Source organism: Priestia sp. GS2, from assembly GCF_036409025.1.
Taxonomy (GTDB): domain Bacteria; phylum Bacillota; class Bacilli; order Bacillales; family Bacillaceae_H; genus Priestia; species Priestia aryabhattai_A.
The window spans coordinates 2,653,419-2,670,094 of record NZ_JAZGJX010000001.1; the positions used below are offsets into that span (position 1 = coordinate 2,653,419).

18 protein-coding genes are annotated in these 16,676 nt (G+C 36.4%); 8 read left to right on the plus strand and 10 right to left on the minus strand.

Annotated features, from left to right (window positions below; all coding sequences use genetic code 11):
- The first annotated feature begins 263 nt into the window (after positions 1–263).
- The gene (locus V2145_RS13605; protein WP_210608691.1) at positions 264–488 is read left to right on the plus strand and encodes a hypothetical protein; all 225 of its coding nucleotides are present in this window, start codon (positions 264–266) and stop codon (positions 486–488) included.
- Between the two features lie 40 nt (positions 489–528).
- Here V2145_RS13605 and V2145_RS13610 read toward each other — a convergent pair whose 3' ends face one another.
- A complete protein-coding gene (locus V2145_RS13610; RefSeq protein WP_330987843.1) occupies positions 529–1,368 on the minus strand; it encodes an HAD-IIB family hydrolase in 840 nt (279 codons plus the stop codon).
- 79 nt (positions 1,369–1,447) lie between these two features.
- On the opposite strand from V2145_RS13610, the gene V2145_RS13615 reads away from it, so the two are divergent.
- Both V2145_RS13615 and sstT read left to right on the plus strand, forming a co-directional pair.
- Positions 1,448–2,434 carry a LacI family DNA-binding transcriptional regulator gene (locus V2145_RS13615; RefSeq protein ID WP_330987844.1) on the plus strand — a complete coding sequence of 329 codons (987 nt, stop codon included), beginning with the start codon at positions 1,448–1,450 and terminating at the stop codon, positions 2,432–2,434.
- A gap of 285 nt (positions 2,435–2,719) precedes the next feature.
- Positions 2,720–3,949, plus strand: a complete 1,230-nt coding sequence (gene sstT, locus V2145_RS13620) for a serine/threonine transporter SstT (protein ID WP_210608694.1) — start codon at positions 2,720–2,722, stop codon at positions 3,947–3,949.
- 51 nt (positions 3,950–4,000) lie between these two features.
- Here sstT and V2145_RS13625 read toward each other — a convergent pair whose 3' ends face one another.
- The 3 genes from V2145_RS13625 to V2145_RS13635 all read right to left on the minus strand — a co-directional run bounded on the left by V2145_RS13625 (position 4,001) and on the right by V2145_RS13635 (position 6,075).
- Positions 4,001–4,279 carry a DUF4176 domain-containing protein gene (locus V2145_RS13625; protein WP_210608695.1) on the minus strand — a complete coding sequence of 93 codons (279 nt, stop codon included), beginning with the start codon at positions 4,277–4,279 and terminating at the stop codon, positions 4,001–4,003.
- A gap of 318 nt (positions 4,280–4,597) precedes the next feature.
- Positions 4,598–5,599, minus strand: coding sequence for a WD40/YVTN/BNR-like repeat-containing protein (locus V2145_RS13630; protein ID WP_330987845.1), 1,002 nt, complete (start codon positions 5,597–5,599; stop codon positions 4,598–4,600).
- A gap of 155 nt (positions 5,600–5,754) precedes the next feature.
- Positions 5,755–6,075 (minus strand): DUF1433 domain-containing protein, encoded by a 321-nt coding sequence (locus V2145_RS13635; RefSeq protein ID WP_094911702.1) that lies wholly within the window; start codon positions 6,073–6,075, stop codon positions 5,755–5,757.
- A 150-nt stretch (positions 6,076–6,225) separates the two neighbouring features.
- Between V2145_RS13635 and V2145_RS13640 the strand changes: the two genes are divergently transcribed.
- Positions 6,226–6,534, plus strand: a complete 309-nt coding sequence (locus tag V2145_RS13640; RefSeq protein WP_165932508.1) for a DUF3784 domain-containing protein — start codon at positions 6,226–6,228, stop codon at positions 6,532–6,534.
- Positions 6,535–6,633: 99 nt separating this feature from the next.
- Complete coding sequence (locus V2145_RS13645) at positions 6,634–7,137, plus strand: hypothetical protein (protein WP_330987846.1); 504 nt, start codon at positions 6,634–6,636, stop codon at positions 7,135–7,137.
- Positions 7,138–7,480: 343 nt separating this feature from the next.
- Here V2145_RS13645 and V2145_RS13650 read toward each other — a convergent pair whose 3' ends face one another.
- The 3 genes from V2145_RS13650 to V2145_RS13660 form a co-directional block, all read right to left on the minus strand.
- The gene (locus tag V2145_RS13650) at positions 7,481–7,648 is read right to left on the minus strand and encodes a hypothetical protein (protein WP_330987847.1); all 168 of its coding nucleotides are present in this window, start codon (positions 7,646–7,648) and stop codon (positions 7,481–7,483) included.
- Between the two features lie 1,192 nt (positions 7,649–8,840).
- Complete coding sequence (locus V2145_RS13655; protein WP_330987848.1) at positions 8,841–9,722, minus strand: peptidase MA family metallohydrolase; 882 nt, start codon at positions 9,720–9,722, stop codon at positions 8,841–8,843.
- Positions 9,723–10,037: 315 nt separating this feature from the next.
- Positions 10,038–10,583 (minus strand): GNAT family N-acetyltransferase, encoded by a 546-nt coding sequence (locus V2145_RS13660; RefSeq protein ID WP_330987849.1) that lies wholly within the window; start codon positions 10,581–10,583, stop codon positions 10,038–10,040.
- Positions 10,584–11,429: 846 nt separating this feature from the next.
- On the opposite strand from V2145_RS13660, the gene V2145_RS13665 reads away from it, so the two are divergent.
- Positions 11,430–11,804, plus strand: coding sequence for a hypothetical protein (locus V2145_RS13665; RefSeq protein ID WP_330987850.1), 375 nt, complete (start codon positions 11,430–11,432; stop codon positions 11,802–11,804).
- A 285-nt stretch (positions 11,805–12,089) separates the two neighbouring features.
- Here the strand turns inward: V2145_RS13665 and V2145_RS13670 are convergent, their stop codons facing one another.
- Positions 12,090–12,230 carry a hypothetical protein gene (locus V2145_RS13670; protein ID WP_330987851.1) on the minus strand — a complete coding sequence of 47 codons (141 nt, stop codon included), beginning with the start codon at positions 12,228–12,230 and terminating at the stop codon, positions 12,090–12,092.
- Between the two features lie 143 nt (positions 12,231–12,373).
- Here V2145_RS13670 and V2145_RS13675 point away from each other — a divergent pair, with 143 nt between their 5' ends.
- Positions 12,374–12,562 (plus strand): hypothetical protein, encoded by a 189-nt coding sequence (locus V2145_RS13675; protein WP_330987852.1) that lies wholly within the window; start codon positions 12,374–12,376, stop codon positions 12,560–12,562.
- Positions 12,563–12,608: 46 nt separating this feature from the next.
- Here V2145_RS13675 and V2145_RS13680 read toward each other — a convergent pair whose 3' ends face one another.
- Positions 12,609–14,084: an esterase/lipase family protein gene (locus V2145_RS13680; RefSeq protein WP_330987853.1), complete on the minus strand. Its 1,476-nt coding sequence runs from the start codon at positions 14,082–14,084 to the stop codon at positions 12,609–12,611.
- A gap of 269 nt (positions 14,085–14,353) precedes the next feature.
- Between V2145_RS13680 and V2145_RS13685 the strand changes: the two genes are divergently transcribed.
- Positions 14,354–15,232: an alpha/beta fold hydrolase gene (locus V2145_RS13685; protein ID WP_330987854.1), complete on the plus strand. Its 879-nt coding sequence runs from the start codon at positions 14,354–14,356 to the stop codon at positions 15,230–15,232.
- A gap of 38 nt (positions 15,233–15,270) precedes the next feature.
- Here V2145_RS13685 and V2145_RS13690 read toward each other — a convergent pair whose 3' ends face one another.
- Entirely contained in the window at positions 15,271–16,644 is a 1,374-nt protein-coding gene (locus V2145_RS13690; protein ID WP_330987855.1) for a YjiH family protein, read from the minus strand.
- Positions 16,645–16,676 lie beyond the last annotated feature (32 nt).

Here is a 16,676-nt window from a genome sequence, read left to right on the forward strand (position 1 = left end):
GGGAATTATGCCTAGAAAACGGGACTTTCGTACGTAAAATCTCTACAAATAAAGAGGTCGTTTGCAACAATTCCTGGGGAAATAACGCTTTTCCATCCAGAAAGCGTCATGTTTTGTCTAACACGCTGATGGATTTGTCGACTCTCTTATTGTAGTATTTTTAAACCTTTTCACTTATTTTAAAAAGTTTAGGACAGGAACCTTTCCATTCTTCTCTTTGTTTTCATACAATACGTTATAACAAGCAAAAGAAGGTGAAAAAAATGTTTTCAAACAGACCTCGTCGTAGACCCGGTTTCCCATTCCCTGGATTTGCAAGAAGACGTCCCCAAAGACGATCTCAAGTAGCTGAATGGATGTCTTATTTTCAAGACGATCAGGGCAATATGGATTATGCAAAGATTGCCGGCGGCGCCCAGCAGGCAAAAGATTTGTACACAAACTTTAAGCCAATGGTTACACCGTATGTAAAAAAGTTTTTAAAATAATCAAAAACACCGACTGCGAACCTGCAGCCGGTGTTTTTGGTTATTTTACCGAACTAAAAACCTGTTGACATACTTCCATAATACCCTCTCCATAAGCAGCTGATGTATGTTGAGCATGAAGGCTTTTTGCCTCATCAGTTGCATTAAACAGCAAATAGCCGTGCTTCACTGCTTTTAACATGTCAATATCATTTCCGCTATCTCCAAAAGCAAGCGTCTGATGATGGGAAACGTCATAATACGCTTTCATGAAATGAACGGTTGCTGCTTTTCCGGTTCCTTTTGGAATAAAATCGACATCATACGCATTTTCCGGGTCCCCTGCTTTTGGATTACATCGGTTAATATTTACTTCCACTTCATATTTATCAGCTAACTTCCTAATAATCCCCAAGGCTGAATGAGTATCTTGCTCTGATTTTGTATAATAGTAATAGTTCATTTTATATCCTTGTTGACCAAACTGCGTTTGAGGCGTTAAAACAACCTGATAATCAGTGCAAAGCTGATGTAAAAGCGACTGAACAGCTTCCTTTGAAAATCCGGAAGCTTCAATTTTGGCTTCCCATTCTGATAAACGATTTGTATTTCCTTCTTCATCAATCATATATAGCTCTGTGCCAAGATTACTGGAAATAAAATGAGGCCAATAGGTTAAGTTCGCTTTCTGCATTTTTGACTCAATATGTGCCATGCTGCTACCGGTTACCCAGCCAATCTTCACGTGATACTGATGACATACGTCGTGTAAATACATCTCCATTTGTTGCAACATCGCAAGCTGCTCAACCGTGCACGCATGAGGAAAATAGGTTTCATCAAAATCAAAAAAAATCAGTGCGCGCGTCTCTTTTCTGTGAGGATATGTTTTTTTATTCATGTTTCCCTCTCCTTTTGCTTTTTTTTCAGCATACACGCTGGGAACGTTCCCAGGTCAACGCTTAAATGGAGGTTTTTTTATGACAACAATTCTTGATCTTGCTCGTATAAGCGGTCTATCAAAATCTACCGTTTCGCGTGTGTTAAATCAGCACCCACATGTTTCACAAGAAAGCAAAGAAAAAGTAGAAAAAGCCATTGAGCAAATTGGTTACAAGCGAAATGCAAGAGGCGTTCACTTGCGCAAAAAGCAAAATCAGCTCATCGGCTTATTAGTGCCTACCGTCAACCACCCCTACTTTAGCCAGTTAATCAGTGCGCTATCAGAAGCCTGTCGCAAGTCTGGCTATGAAACGGTCATTTATCAAAGTGGGTTTCAACCAAAAGAAGAGCGCTATGTCTATGACAAACTCGCACAGCAAGAAATGGACGCTCTTGTTGTCACACATACTTTGTTATCTGAACAAGAAATTAAAGAGTTGGTAGGCAGCAGAATTGTCATCATTTGTAATGAACAAACTCCTGGAGTTCTATTTGACGTCTTTTCAGTAGATGAAGAACAAGCAATATTTGATGCAACGACCTATTTACTCCAACAAGGCCGAACACGCCTTTTACTTTGTATGGATTATGAACAAACGCCGCTTCAACAAAAAAGGTTATCTGGATTTAAACGTGCTTTAAAAAATGCAGAAATCTCCTACTCAACCGATATGAAAAGAAATAAAATCATGACGATTGACGATGGACTCAGACTTGGAGATCAGCTCTTTCAAGCTGAAAGCTATCCAGATGGTCTGTTGACAGGAAGTGATTTTGTTGCCATGGGTTTGCTTCATAGTGCCCAAAAACATAGCATCAACATTCCGAGTGATGTATCAATTATCGGCTTTGACAACCACTCCATTGGACGCGCGAGCATCCCTTTACTCTCAACGATTGATTACCCTCTGCAAAGCATTGCAGATGACGTAGCTAAAGCGCTTGCTCTCCGCGTAAATCAGAATGAAGTGCTTTCTCGTCGTAACCTTTATAAAGCCACACTGATTCTACGAGAAACAACGTAGCACAAAAGACAGGGTGCGTGCACGCCTGATTTTGTGCTTTTTCTTTATTTCAAAAAAATAATTTTCTTTGTTTTATAAAATTTTACACTAGCATTTTTCTCTTTTATAACATATAATCATGCAAGCGGTTGTTTTAGTGGAGTGGACATTTGTACAAAGAAAAAACTTTCTAAAAATTATAAAGATTTTTTCTCTTCTCATTCACAAGCAATATTTTTCATGATAAACTTACTTTTACGTATGAGCAATATGTAGGATATAAAGCATTAATCGGAGGAACATATGATGAAAAATTTATTACACAAATGGAATCAAATTAGTCTAGTTACTCGCATTGTAATCGGGATTATTGTCGGTGTTATTCTAGCATTAACGGTTCCTGAAGGCGCTAAATTCGTTACAATCTTTGGTGCGCTATTTGTTGGTGCATTAAAAGCGGTTGCACCTGTATTGGTATTATTTTTAGTTATGTACGCAATCGCACAGCACAGAAATGGTCAGCAAACAAATATGAAGCCTATTATTGGCTTATACCTTATCGGCACGTTTCTAGCTGGACTTGTTGCCGTCATTGCAAGCTTTATTTTCCCAGTAACGCTAAAACTAAAAGAAAGCGGTGCTGAAGGTTTTGAACCTCCAGGTGGGTTAAGTGAAGTACTCCAAAAGCTATTGTTCAATATCGTGGACAACCCTATAAATGCACTAATGAACGCTAACTATATCGGTATTTTAGCGTGGGCGATCGTACTTGGTATTGCACTTCGCCATGCACCTGATACAACAAAGAACATGATTGGCAACTTTTCAGATGCCATTTCAACAATCGTGCGCTGGGTTATTAACTTAGCACCGCTTGGTATTATGGGCCTTGTATTTGAAGCCCTTGTTACAAATGGATTATCAGCATTGCTTGATTATGGAAAGCTTTTATTAGTTTTATTAGGATGCATGTTCTTTATTGCTCTTGTTGTGAATCCTATTATCGTCTTTATTAACATTCGTAAAAATCCATATCCGCTTGTTTTACAATGCTTAAGAGAAAGCGGGCTTACGGCATTCTTTACACGTAGCTCTGCTGCCAATATCCCAGTGAATATGAATCTATGCAAGAAGCTAGATTTAGATAAAGATACGTATTCAGTATCCATTCCGCTAGGCGCAACAATTAACATGGCAGGTGCAGCCGTTACAATTTCTGTATTAACGCTTGCAGCCGTTAACACGCTTGGCATTGAAGTAGACTTTGGTACAGCACTTATTCTTAGCATCGTAGCTGCAATATCAGCATGTGGAGCATCAGGTGTTGCAGGCGGTTCGCTTCTATTAATTCCACTAGCATGTAGCTTATTTGGAATTCCAAATGATGTAGCGATGCAAGTCGTTGCGGTTGGCTTCATCATCGGTGTTTTACAAGACTCATGTGAAACAGCGCTTAACTCTTCTTCAGACGTACTTTTCACGGCAACTGCCGAGTATGGAAAAATGCGTAAAGAAGGGAAAGAAATTAGTCTATAAAACAACAGAAGCCTTCTTCACACCGTGAAGAAGGCTTTTCTCTTATCTCTATTATTCTGGCTTTTGTTTTGGCACTTGCTGTAGTACATCTTGAAACTTGACTTCATCTTCATCACGATACCCTTCAAACACTACTTGCTCAACCGCTGCGTGATTAAACACGTATGTATACTGCTCATTGATGAATCCTTCTGGATACGGAACGCCAATATAATCATAAATTTGTTGCTCTTCTCCAAGAGACATTTGCTTACGTCCATAAATAACCAGCTTTTTGTCTCCACCTTTTAACAATACAACAGATCCGTTTGGTAATAGTGCTTGGTTCATGAGTATTCCTCCTGACAAGATGATGTAGTTGATTTACACGTACGCCTAGCTTTTAGTAAATTTTTTTACAGATATGTACTTACAATTAGGTTAACATGTAGGCTTGAAAGGTAAATAGGGACATTACCTTAAATTACCTATCATCCAATGAGCATTCAGACCTAAAGGCTAATTAAGTACAAAGATATGGTTAGAGAACAAGAAAATGGTGTTTATCAGCGAGTCTGCTATCTGTAAATGTCGTAGCATAGTAGATGTATATGAATGCCTTCTATAACGAAGAAAGCCTATCAGGTTACGATGGGCTTTCTTTCTTTATTACTGATGAAACAAAAGTTTAAAGCTTAGGGAACTCCATGTTTTACCGCCGTCTTTAGTCGTATAAAGCTTTTCTTTCGCACAGCCAAATCCAGTGCTTCGGTCAACAAAATGCAAGCAGTGCATGTTTTTTAACGCTTCATTTTGTGCATATATTTTCCCAATATAAAGTGGACTTTGCTGCTCATACAAAGCGCCACTACTTCCATTGGCAATTAAGCAGCTCTTTGAGGTTGGAAATGAAAAAGCTCCCCCGCGGTACGGAACTGCTGGCGTCATGCGCCATGTTTTACCGAAATTGTTAGAGTAATAGTAAAAAAGGGAGTGTAAAACGGGACCAGTAACCTTAAACGGAACAAAGATATTTCCATCCACATAAAGAGGCTTGTACGCCGTGGCGTCAGTTGTTAATGGGTAGAGAAGAGCCGCTACGCTTACAAAGTGCGCTGGACTCCACGTTTTTCCAAAGTCATTTGTTTGATAAAGTGATCGATACAGCTTGTTCCCCTTTACCGTTAAAAAACCAACTTGGTCATTGACAAACGTCAGGCCCGTTACCATTCCATTTATTAAAAAAGAAGAAACCTTATTCCACGTCAATCCGCGGTCGAAAGTTTTATACAGATGTTTTTGTTCACTGGTCATGATGCAAAGCGAGCCATGTGCCTCATTATGAAACTCTATGACAACCTTTTGAATGTGTTCCTGTGCTTTTAAAGGGAGCACAATGACAGCAGAACTCCAGTTCCTGCCTCGGTTCATCGTTCCCCACACTATAAGTGAAGAAGGACTGTTTCTTTTCTCGCTGATTGCGTATGCCGTTTTGCTCGTAAAAGCAAAAGCAGTCAAAATCGGAGCAGATGTTGGCGTGACTTCCTTCCAAGCTTGTCCGCCCGTACTTGTATAAAAAAGAGAGAGACTTTTACTGGCTTTTTGCTGAACTGCAAGCCATCCTTCGCTACTACTTCTCATTTGAATCCATCGATATATATAGTCATTCATTATTTTCACCACTTTTAAAAAATAATTGCTATATATGTATATGCTCCTCTCCTCTGCTTGTCCACGGACATTTGCCGCCTTTTTAAAAAGTTTAAGCCTTTTGTAAATGATTCGCTATTGTTTTAGATGTTTTTTATCCCAAAGAATGGTTTCTCTTATTTTAACTGATCAAAAAGCGCTTGATCGACCACGAGCTCACTTTCAATGTCTCCTGCTGGATACGATGCCGTCACGGAAAAGCCAAGTGCTTTATTGTTATTCACGTAACCGCTTATATGGACTCTTTTCTTAGATAACAGCTTTTCTTCCGTAAAAGTGACGGATGAAACATCATGAAACTCTTCTTTTAAATGCGTAACTACCTGAGGCTTTATTTCCTTTGCATAAGCCTTTGCTTCGTGATGTTGAAGCGTATACACCATCACTCCTGCAGCGACAATAGCTAAACCAAAAAGCGTAAGAATTACTTTTTTCATCGATCGCTCCCCTTTATTCTCTTATTCTTAGTTTCTATTATAGCAACGTGGGATTACCTTTTGGGTAAAACATATATGAACTTCCTCTATTCCCTTGTACTACTTCGACTGACTTCACCATACATTAGTTGTAAAAAGGGCGTGTTCATTTTGTTTTTCATTAATTATAATCTGATTTTGATTAGCTTCGTTCTCTTCATCCTATCCTACTTCATCGGCATTAAAAAACAAATCTGGCTGCTTCCTGGATTTAACGAGCGCCGCATACGAAACAAAGAAAAAGCAAGCAAACTAGTCGGCTTATCCAGCTTAGTTGGCGGACTCCTTACTCTCACTGCCGGCTTTATCTTAGCCATCCGGCCTGAGATTGTCATTTTCATTCTTATTGCTGGTTACTTCTTCTTAGTCATTTATACGCATAAGAAATTAGGTTCTACTGCAAAAACCAACCTGTCGTAACAGGTTGGTTAGTAGCTTTTCTATCCTTTAACTTATTCTTCTAATAAAAAAGAGTCTAACAAGGAACCTGCTACGAGTGAAGAAACTGAAGAAGTAGAAGTGGTAGAATCAGAAGTTACAACTTATAGAAGTGAAGATCAAGATGAATTAACAGATAGCCAAAAGAAAGCGCTGCAAGCAGAAGAATCAAAGAAAGTAACGTTAGGAAACTTTAATATTTTTGAAGTGGAAAAAGAAGAATTAAACTTGGGGCTTACAGGAGATGAGTTGCTTGCAAAATACGGGGAGCCTATTTCTTTAATAGATATGCCGGAAGAGACCGTTTACTATTATTATGATGCAATGTATACCGTTGCAAGTGGAGATTCAACAATTAGCAAAATGAGTATTTCAGATGATAAAATTACAGGAACGTTAACTGACTTTGATCAAATTGAAAAAGAATACGATAAAAAGAATAATGATGTATATGCGGCTAATGCAGCAGACCGTTTAAGTGATAGTGAAGGACATCACTTAGAAGTATATACAACAAATCTTATTGTTACAAACACATCAGATAATGCCAATGGTACGCCAATTAGCTACATAGAAGTTGAATAGATGGGCTATTAATAAAGCAAAGACTTGTAGGAATTTTATATTCTACAAGTCTTTTTTTGTGCTTAACTTTATACAAAGCGCTTGTTTTAAACAAACTATTCTATTAGAGACGAATAATCCTTTCTACTCTATGTGTGTGGAAATTATAATAAACACGGAATCAAAGCATGTTTAGAACATTTTATTAAGGAAAATCAACTTGCTGAAGTAATATTAGATGAATTATTTAAGGAGGAAATGTAGAATGATGTTAAGAAAATTATTTAACATTGCGGAATACGATAAGGTTGCCATTAAGACAACCTTTATTAGTACATTAAATAAAAAACAGTTTAGTGAACCTTTACCCTAAGATTGCAAACGTTACAATATTTATTAGAGCAATTGTAGCTATTCCAGTGACAATAATTTTTATTTTTGACCATTTGTAAGATTGTAATGTAGGGTTAAAAGATAGAAAAATAATGATGATAAACATAAACAATAGAAAAGTCATTGTTGTTGATGTCATTATAATTCTTCCTCCTTCTCACTTTATCGTCTTGGGCTTACGTACGTTAAAGACTAATGCCCAAGTAGCTGAAAATGTAACACCTTTACTTTATTATTGGCGTCCACTCTTGAACCTAATATTGCTCAGTATAATCCTGCTACTTCACCTGTAAATGCGCCAGGAACAAAGCTAAGTGTCTCTTAATGCAGTTGCTACACCACTTGCAGGTAAGGTATAGTAGTGGAATTTAAGTCTTTAATATGTGCTTTTGTTTGAGCGTTTATATACCAATCATTATCTATCCACCAATATCTTTTAGTTTTCCATACTTTGTACCTACATTTGCTTGAACTAAGTTTTTTTCTGATATAAACAGATCTTCATTAATAACAATCATACCATATTTTACTTGTTGGTTTAATAATTCAAATCTTTTTTTAAAGCATTTATATTATACTTTTAAGATATTTTCTTCTTTTGAAATTTGATTTGGTTCTTGTACAAGGTTCGCTCTAAACACAACAAAAAATATATAATTATTATCGATAAATTCTTCAGTTAGGCTGACAATAACATCCATGTCTCTTCTTTTACTTCTCGTTTTCTTCAAATTATATTTATACGATGAGATGTGTATCTTTGAAGATATGTATTAATGGTTCTCTTTCAAAGATTCTTTTATTGGATTCGATAAAGAGCCTGTTTATATAAAATATAAATTCTTTTTTTACCTTTTTGAATTTTAAATATTCTAAATACTTATCAGAAGATAAGTGCTCACTTTTATGAATTGGGACCCAGGAAAATGAGTTTATAACATGACTATTCCCTTATAAACTTGCAAATAATAATTTTTCATCCTTGACTATTTATTAGTTCTTTACTAATAAATATAAGCTTTATATATCTTCTCTTCAGCTAAAATAAGTCTGATAATTCAAATTTCAAATTTTGCAATGTACATGCAAAGCATTTAAAATGGCAATATTAGTCTTTAATGTTTTGCTTAGTGCGTCTATTCCTTTGAAAGGAGTGCTATATTGCAATGGAACTGGTCCTTTCAGCCAACAAATTAATTATGCAGGTCATATTAAATGTGATTTTTTACATTCCTGATTTCTTCTATTTTATATTAAAGCCTTTTAAAAAAAGAACACAAAGTAAAAGGGGGTATTACAATCAACCTCTTTATTTTATATAAATTGGATTTTTAAGGAAATGAAATTTGAAACTTTTCATCCACATTTAAAGGTTTATTATTACTTTTAATGCTATGTAGCCAATCTTTTTCTAATTCTTTAATATCTTTTTTATAAATTAACCTTATGTCCTTCTCTAGGTTACTTGAATTATAAATCTTCAAGAAATTATCTTTTCCATATTGGTCTATTAAATATTTAACGAAAGATCCAGATTGAACGTAACTCTTCCAAAGTAATTCATTTGCCAGATTTTGATCGTTTGAATTATAATACTCATCTCTATGTTCACTAGATATAAGCTCTTCTATAGGTATTAAACGTTTATTATCGTAAAGATACCTAATGATAGTATCTAACTTGAGGGAATTAGTAGGAAAAACCTTTTTCTTAGGATCCAATCTTTCTTGTAAATATACAGCTATCCCTTCTTGAGTAAAATAACCATTAGATGTATTAAATTCATTTGCCTCTAGATTTCCAAAACCTAGAAGAGTGTGAGTTAACTCATGATATGCAAGATGATTCCCTCCAACAACATTATATAATGTAATGGTGTTTTTCATTCCAGTACTAACCCCATCAGAACCATTTAAATTTACTATAATAGTATCTTCCCATTCATAGTTCTTGTTTTTGTAATTAGAACTTATTTCTTTAAAAGCTTCTTTAAGGTCTGAAGAAACATCTTCCACATACGTATTATCTAATCCATTTTGATTATTAATAATGAGTTTCGTTGCCCCATCCGACATCATAATTTCTCTCCTAACAATTATCCCATCATTGTTAAGCTTATCTTTCTTAGCATTTGCCTCCATACCTTGTTGACAGCCAACTATACACAAAACAAATAAAATTAAAAATAACACTTTGACAGTGTTGCTTTTCATAGCTTAATCCCCCCTTTTTATATCTATAGTGATTTATTGTTAATATTTTATTACAAATTAAGCATCTGAATATTAAGATAAAATTTATTCCCTTCGATTAATATTTTATATTATAGTGAGTTCTCAGAAAGCTAGACTCTTTTAATTTATGCTCTATAATAGGATGATCTTTTTATTTTTTTGCTCAATAAGTTCGTTACTTTTTAAATTTTGTCTCTGTTAAAGTTCAATGTTGATATTACTTATAAAAACGGAACTTCTTATTTTGTGAAAGTTCCGTTTTTATAATGTTTGCTTGTTCAAAATTTAAATAATTTATTTCCACTCATTAGATAAAATTCCATAAATAACGTGGTCTACATAATGATCATAAAGCCATTCTGCTTGCCTCTTTCGTCCTTCTTCCTTAAATCCAAACCTTTCAGGAAGAGCTCTACTCTTTCTGTTTTCAACTGCGACTCGAACTTCAATTCGATTTAGCTTAAGGTCATTAAAACCGTAATCAACTAATGCTTTAAATGCTTTAGACATAATACCTTTACCTTGAAATTTTTCTCCTAACCAATAACCCACAACACCGATTTTGTTAGCCTTATCTATTGTATTAAATCCGATTGTACCAGCAATTCTTCCATTAAATATAATTGCAAACGATTGTGGGTAACCCCCATTATCAATAATCTCTTTACATCTTGATTGAATATTTTTTGCAGTATCTTCTACACTCTTTGTATAATCGAGCCAACCAAGCCACTCTTTTAAATAGGGCTTTGAATTAATCGTTAAATCATAGAACTCTTCTGCATCATCTTCATTAAACAATCTCAAAGAGACCTCATCATCCATCTTATGTACTAACATAATCCACACACCTCTTTCTATGATTTTCATATAAATATAATTTAACAAGCCAAATTGCCCATTAGTTGAATACTTGTTAATCAAATTATCAACACCCGACTTTAACAGAGCCTACTTTTAAAAAGATTCATTTGTAGATATAATCCAATCTTAATAACTCAAGTAAAACTACTTCTGATATACAAGTACTACATACCCCAAAAAAAGAAGCTGATTTTATCGGACAAGCTTTCTCGAAACTTAACATCTTTTTTATAGTAAGAAAAAACTCTACATTTAGACCATTCTACTAATGTCACATCATGCTGACAAAATAGAGGTCCTTCTCCAATCTGAAAAAAATCAAAAAATTAGAGGAAACTAGGCCTACGCCTGATTCCCATTTGAGTTTTTGCCCTTTACCTTCCAAAATGTAGAATAATACAGTATACATAGGATAAATACCAAATTTTTATTTACGTTACAACAATCACTTATTAAAAAGAAAATAGGAATTAAACATGCCTGTTTTATCTTTCTAGCTTTTATATAATGAGGGATTACTTTTACATGAACCCTACAAGCTCGAATATGAAAAATCCTAACCCTAACGATATAACCATAAGTATACTAAAGAAGATTAATATACTTCTTTGCTTTTTTACTAATCCTACAATAAATAGAATTATAGATAATAAGAAAGTAAATAAAATTACCATAAAATATAAAATAACAAACTAGTAATTTAGAAATATTAAGATAAATATGTTACCATAATGTAGGTCAATATGGAATATTATCCTTTATAAATAAATGGTTTATAATGAAAATAATGGATATAAAACAAGGGTAAAGGTGATTATAAATATGAAAAATACAATTCTTATAACACTTGTAGTTACTCTGGGTATATTTTTAACTGTTATCGCAGTTGGTACTTTTTTGTTTATTAGTAGTGTTGCTACAGGTTTAGGTAGAGATGATGTAGCAGGCTTTTCTAATAATAAGTATGTAATTGGTCGACCTCCAACTTCGTACAACCTATATGAGAAACACAGTGGCATTACTATTTTAGATAATGTAATAGGTTATAAAAAGGAAAAAGAAAAAAGCTATGTGTTTGGTGAAGATACAAGTTATATAGTTATTGATGAAGAAAACGGATCTTATTCTAAAAAAGAAATTGAAAAAACCGACCCCAAATATAAAGATTTAATAAAAGGAATGAAAGAACTAAAATAAACACTTCCAATTAACCAAACAAGGAAAATACAATGACTAAAAAGCTTAATTTCTTAGCATAATCTTATTCTTCTGCTGACAGCCTATTAACAGCACCCCTACGTTCCTCGTCGCTGGAGCGGACGTAGATGTGAGTTGTGATTAAGTCTGTTTGGGTTAATTGCTTAAGACCAACAGTATCTAGGGATTTTTGGTTTTTTTATATTTTCTTCAAGTAATTGCCCCGGAACTCTTTTGTGAATCCTTTCCAATAAAAAACAAAAGAAAGACAACACCCCTAAAGGTTTAGTTTTCTTCTTTTAAAATGAGTTGCAAGACCGATTCCACATGTTTTGACTGAGTAACCTGCTCTGTACTGTTATTCTCTTGACAGGCAGCTAACAAACAAAACAATAGCAAAGACATCATGAAGTAAACCTTTTGCACTGCTATATACACTCCTTCTTGATAGTTATAATAGTATTTTAGTACTAAAAAATAAAAGTTTGATTTTTTTTCATAAATTATACAATTATACCAAAAAGAGTTAAACTAATAATACTTACTCTATCAATAAGGAGATCTGACAAATGATTCGAAGGCTTACAAAAGAACTATTACCTCCTTTGCTTTTTGGAACGTTAAGCGTGTTTCTTTTCTATCACTTACCTGAAGACAAAATATATTTGCTCGTCGTAATCTGTCCTTTATCCTACCTTCTTATTTCATTTATTATTGAAAAGATTCTGCCCGATAGACAAGACAAACACGAAGCATAAAATGACACATAAAAGCCAGAGCACAAAAGTGCTCCGGCTTCTTTTCTTATTGAAAAACCTTCCCTTTAGCATCTACATAAATTGATTTCACAATGGTACGCTCAAACGGCTTTCCGTCTTTTGTTTTGCCTTTGATGTCGGCAGTGATATTGTAGACGCCTTCTTCAGCAAAGGAAGCGTTAAACTGCTGGTTTTTCTTTATATCTTTGTGTTGCTTCTTTATCACTTTGCCATTTTTCTTAATGTGTAGCGTTGCGTCTGCTTTTGCAACGTCACCTGAATGAACTACGTCGACAGAAGAAGGAGTTACGTTTTGAAGTTCAATGTCATCGTTTAAGCTACTTTTTACACTTACATTTAAAAAGTATGTTGCTTTCTGATGCTTTGCTTGTACTTTCCATTTTCCTGCTTCAGGAGATGCTACTTGGAACATGTGATGATTTGCGCCCTTAAATACGCCTTCATCAACGGTGCGAATCGCGTTTTTGTACACCTTTCCAGTTGGACTAACAAGCTCAAGGTCATTCATTTTTTGCTCGCTAAGCCAGTCTACTTCAATCTTTGTTGCGCTTTCTTCTACCGTAAACTCTTGTACAGCAGAGCTTGTAAATTCTCCACCTCGGTAAATGTTGCTGCTTTCTTCATGCTGCGTAGTTTCTAATGCGCTGATTTTTGAAGCGGAAAGTGCTTGTGTCGTCGTTAAGTATGGTTTAAACAAATTGAAGGTAGCGCTAGATTTAACAGTTGAGTGATCCCATGAACCCACGCGAACTTCACGACCGTACGGTAAACGAGAACTTGTCACCGTTACAGCTCCGTCGTTAGAGCCGTAGGAGTTCAAATAAACGCCCCCAAAATAAAGCGCTGAACCAAAGCTGCCCCAACTCGTGCCACCAAACGTATAAATTGGGTTTTTCAAGCGATTAGCATGTGAATCCGTTTGGGTACGGTAATTCTTCATATAGCCTGTTTGAAGAGAGTACGTTGCGTCGTTTTGACTGCCGAGAATACCTGTCAACCAGCTTGTCCAGCTGCTGTAGGCTAGGTCTGCAAGCTGAGATCCATGATGCGGACTAGATAGTGTAATCAGATTGGATACATAAGGATATGCTCCTTGGTGTACAAGTGCATTTTGCGTATCGATGCCGCCTTTACTATGCGCAACCACAACGAGCTTTTTGCTCCCAAAGTGACGATAGATTTCTTCAAACTTCTGTTTTAAAATCGGACCGTTTGTCCACATGTTTTTATCCGGATGCACATCGATAAAAGCAGTTTGATAGCCATTTTGATAAGCCGTGTTGTACATATCATTTCCTTCCCACCATGTATTTGAAGAGCTGTTAAAACCATGAACAAATACAACGACAGGTTTAGCGGGATCTACAAAAGCAGGTGTATTTCCTACGTACCATTGACCAGGCACGCCGGATGGATCATCTTTTCCTCCGAATCCTCCTGCCTGCGCACCCAGCGGAACAACAAGCCAGAAAACCATCATCAACATGAACAAACGCCTCATACCGTTCTCCCCTATCTTCAATTGTCTAGGAGGAAGCAGACCTCCCGATTTTAAAATAGCAGGATTATTATAGAAAAAAGAATAGTATTTTCTATAAATACGTATGAAGTCCTAGTAAAATGAGTCAATGGTCCAGCGTTGTCTACTTATCTCTTATTCGATAACCTTCTAGAAGTCTTAATTATTTAAAGACTATGTCTATTTAATTGCTAAAATAAACAACCAGGAGTAAAATATCTCACTGTTGAACTACTTGTAAGAGGGAGATGATGAATTTGTTTCAATCTAATTATGTAAATGTAAACGACGTAAACCTGCACTATGTGACAAAGGGTGAAGGAGAGCTTATGTTATTTCTGCACGGCTTTCCTTATTTTTGGTATAACTGGCATCATCAATTAGAAGAGTTCTCAAAGGATTACCGGGTTGTAGCAGTGGATATGAGAGGCTATAACTTATCGGATAAACCAGAAGACGTCTCAGCCTACAAAATGCCAATTTTAATGGAAGATGTCCGCCAATTAATTGAAGCATTCGGTGAAAAGACGTGTACACTTGTAGCACACGACTGGGGTGGCGCAATTGCTTGGGCATTCGCATACACATACCCAGAATATGTGAAGCGTTTAATTATGTTTGATGCGCCTCACCCTTATACGTTTAGAAGAGAGCTTTCTGAAAACCCAGCACAGCGCCAAGCAAGCAGCTATATGGGAAAATTTCAACAGCCTGATTCCCATGATTATTTTTTAGCAAATGACTGCGAGAAACTAAAGCAGCTCTTAATTGTACCGGGCCTAGAAAAAGGCTACCTGTCAAACGAAGACGCGGAAAAATATATGAAAGCTTGGCAGCAACCAAAAGCGCTTAAGTCCATGCTTCATTACTACCGAGCAGCAGGATTCTATCCGTTTGAAGAAAGCGTAAAAAAACCGCTGAACCTGCCTCATACCATGTTTGAATCGCCAACGCTTATCCTGTGGGGAAATGCGGATTCTGCCTTTGAAAATAGCAATTTAGACGGAATTGAAGAATATGTGCGCGACGTAACCATTCACCGCTTTGACGGAGTTGGACATGCTCCTCAGCATGAAAAGCCAAAAGAAGTTAATCGTTTAATAAGAGAGTTTTTGACAAAAACAAGCTAAAAAAAGCTAGCCTGCTTCCAGAAGCAGGCTAGTCGCAATTAGAATATGAAGTGTGCAATCAGCACGATAAGCGGAAGAGCAATTACTGTGCGAAGGATAAAAACGAGCACAAGATCTTTAAAGCGAATCGGAAGCTTAGATCCCAGAATTAATCCTCCAACCTCAGACATGTACACAAGCTGCGTCACTGATAAGCATGCGATGATAAAGCGCGTCATTTCACTTTCAATCCCACTGCTTAGAATAGCTGGTAAAAACATATCTGCAAAGCCAACTAAGATAGACACAGATGCTTCAGCTGCTTCCGGTACGCCCATCAACCCTAAAAGCGGCACGAACGGTTTTCCAATCCACTCAAAAAACGGTGTATATTCCGCCACAATAACCGAAATCGTCCCGATTGTCATAACAACTGGAATAACAGCAAGCCACATATCCAATACGTTTTTTGTACCGTTTCTAAAGAACGTGGACACGCTTCCATTTTTGCGCGCTTGCTCGATTGCTTTTTCCGTTCCCCATTGAAACGGCGTTTGACCATTTGGAATAAACGATTCATCTTCACGCTCAATCTCTTTAAAATACGTGTTTTTCTTCAGTGATAATGGTGGAATGCGCGGCATGATAAACGCTAGCGCTAACCCTACGGCAACAATTGTTAAATAGTATGGAACGAACATGTGAGCAAGACCAATTTCAGTGATAACAACAATTGAAAACGTAATCGATACAACCGAGAACGTTGTGCTAATAACCGCTGCTTCTCGCTCCGTATAGTGCCCGTCTTCATACTGCTTGCTTGTTAGAAACACACCGATTGTCCCGTCTCCAATCCAAGATGCTAAACAGTCCATCGAAGAACGGCCTGGCAGCTTAAAGAGCGGACGCATCAGCTTAGCAAATAAAACTCCACATAAGTCAAGTAAGCCAAAATCTAAAAGCAGTGGTAAGAAAAAGCCAGCAAGTAAAAACGTGGTTAGCAGTACTGGCACCAGGCCTGTTAACAAAAAGCCTCCCGTGTCATCCGAAGTAATAAAAGCGGGACCTACTCCTAACACAACCATTGCCGCAAATAAAAAGCCAAGCGTACGCGCTAGAAAAAACGGAATGCTGACATCAAACAAATTCTTTAAAAACGGCGAGTTCATGATAAAGTTAGGTTTTCCCCACTTGGCAACGCATGTTCCAATAAACGTAACTCCCATTAAAATAGCAGCAATCATTGGAATCGTTGATGCAAATACATCGCCAAGCCAGTTTGCAACAAATGCGACGAAAACGGTCGTTCCATCTTCCAACGGTATCGGAATCATAAATAATAAAATTCCTAATACGGATGGAACAATAAATCGAACATAATCTCCTCTACTATACCCCTTGTCCTGTACCTTCTTTGCTGGAACGCTACTCACTGGCGCTCCCTCCCCCCTTAAAAGTTATAACC

Coding starts and splice junctions, on each gene's coding strand:
- V2145_RS13605 (WP_210608691.1), top strand. CDS start 264: ATGTTTTCAAACAGACCTCGTCGTAGACCCGGTTTCCCATTCCCTGGA.
- V2145_RS13610 (WP_330987843.1), bottom strand. CDS start 1,368: ATGAATAAAAAAACATATCCTCACAGAAAAGAGACGCGCGCACTGATT.
- V2145_RS13615 (WP_330987844.1), top strand. CDS start 1,448: ATGACAACAATTCTTGATCTTGCTCGTATAAGCGGTCTATCAAAATCT.
- sstT (WP_210608694.1), top strand. CDS start 2,720: ATGAAAAATTTATTACACAAATGGAATCAAATTAGTCTAGTTACTCGC.
- V2145_RS13625 (WP_210608695.1), bottom strand. CDS start 4,279: ATGAACCAAGCACTATTACCAAACGGATCTGTTGTATTGTTAAAAGGT.
- V2145_RS13630 (WP_330987845.1), bottom strand. CDS start 5,599: ATGAATGACTATATATATCGATGGATTCAAATGAGAAGTAGTAGCGAA.
- V2145_RS13635 (WP_094911702.1), bottom strand. CDS start 6,075: ATGAAAAAAGTAATTCTTACGCTTTTTGGTTTAGCTATTGTCGCTGCA.
- V2145_RS13650 (WP_330987847.1), bottom strand. CDS start 7,648: ATGACATCAACAACAATGACTTTTCTATTGTTTATGTTTATCATCATT.
- V2145_RS13655 (WP_330987848.1), bottom strand. CDS start 9,722: ATGAAAAGCAACACTGTCAAAGTGTTATTTTTAATTTTATTTGTTTTG.
- V2145_RS13660 (WP_330987849.1), bottom strand. CDS start 10,583: ATGTTAGTACATAAGATGGATGATGAGGTCTCTTTGAGATTGTTTAAT.
- V2145_RS13665 (WP_330987850.1), top strand. CDS start 11,430: ATGAAAAATACAATTCTTATAACACTTGTAGTTACTCTGGGTATATTT.
- V2145_RS13675 (WP_330987852.1), top strand. CDS start 12,374: ATGATTCGAAGGCTTACAAAAGAACTATTACCTCCTTTGCTTTTTGGA.
- V2145_RS13680 (WP_330987853.1), bottom strand. CDS start 14,084: ATGAGGCGTTTGTTCATGTTGATGATGGTTTTCTGGCTTGTTGTTCCG.
- V2145_RS13685 (WP_330987854.1), top strand. CDS start 14,354: ATGAATTTGTTTCAATCTAATTATGTAAATGTAAACGACGTAAACCTG.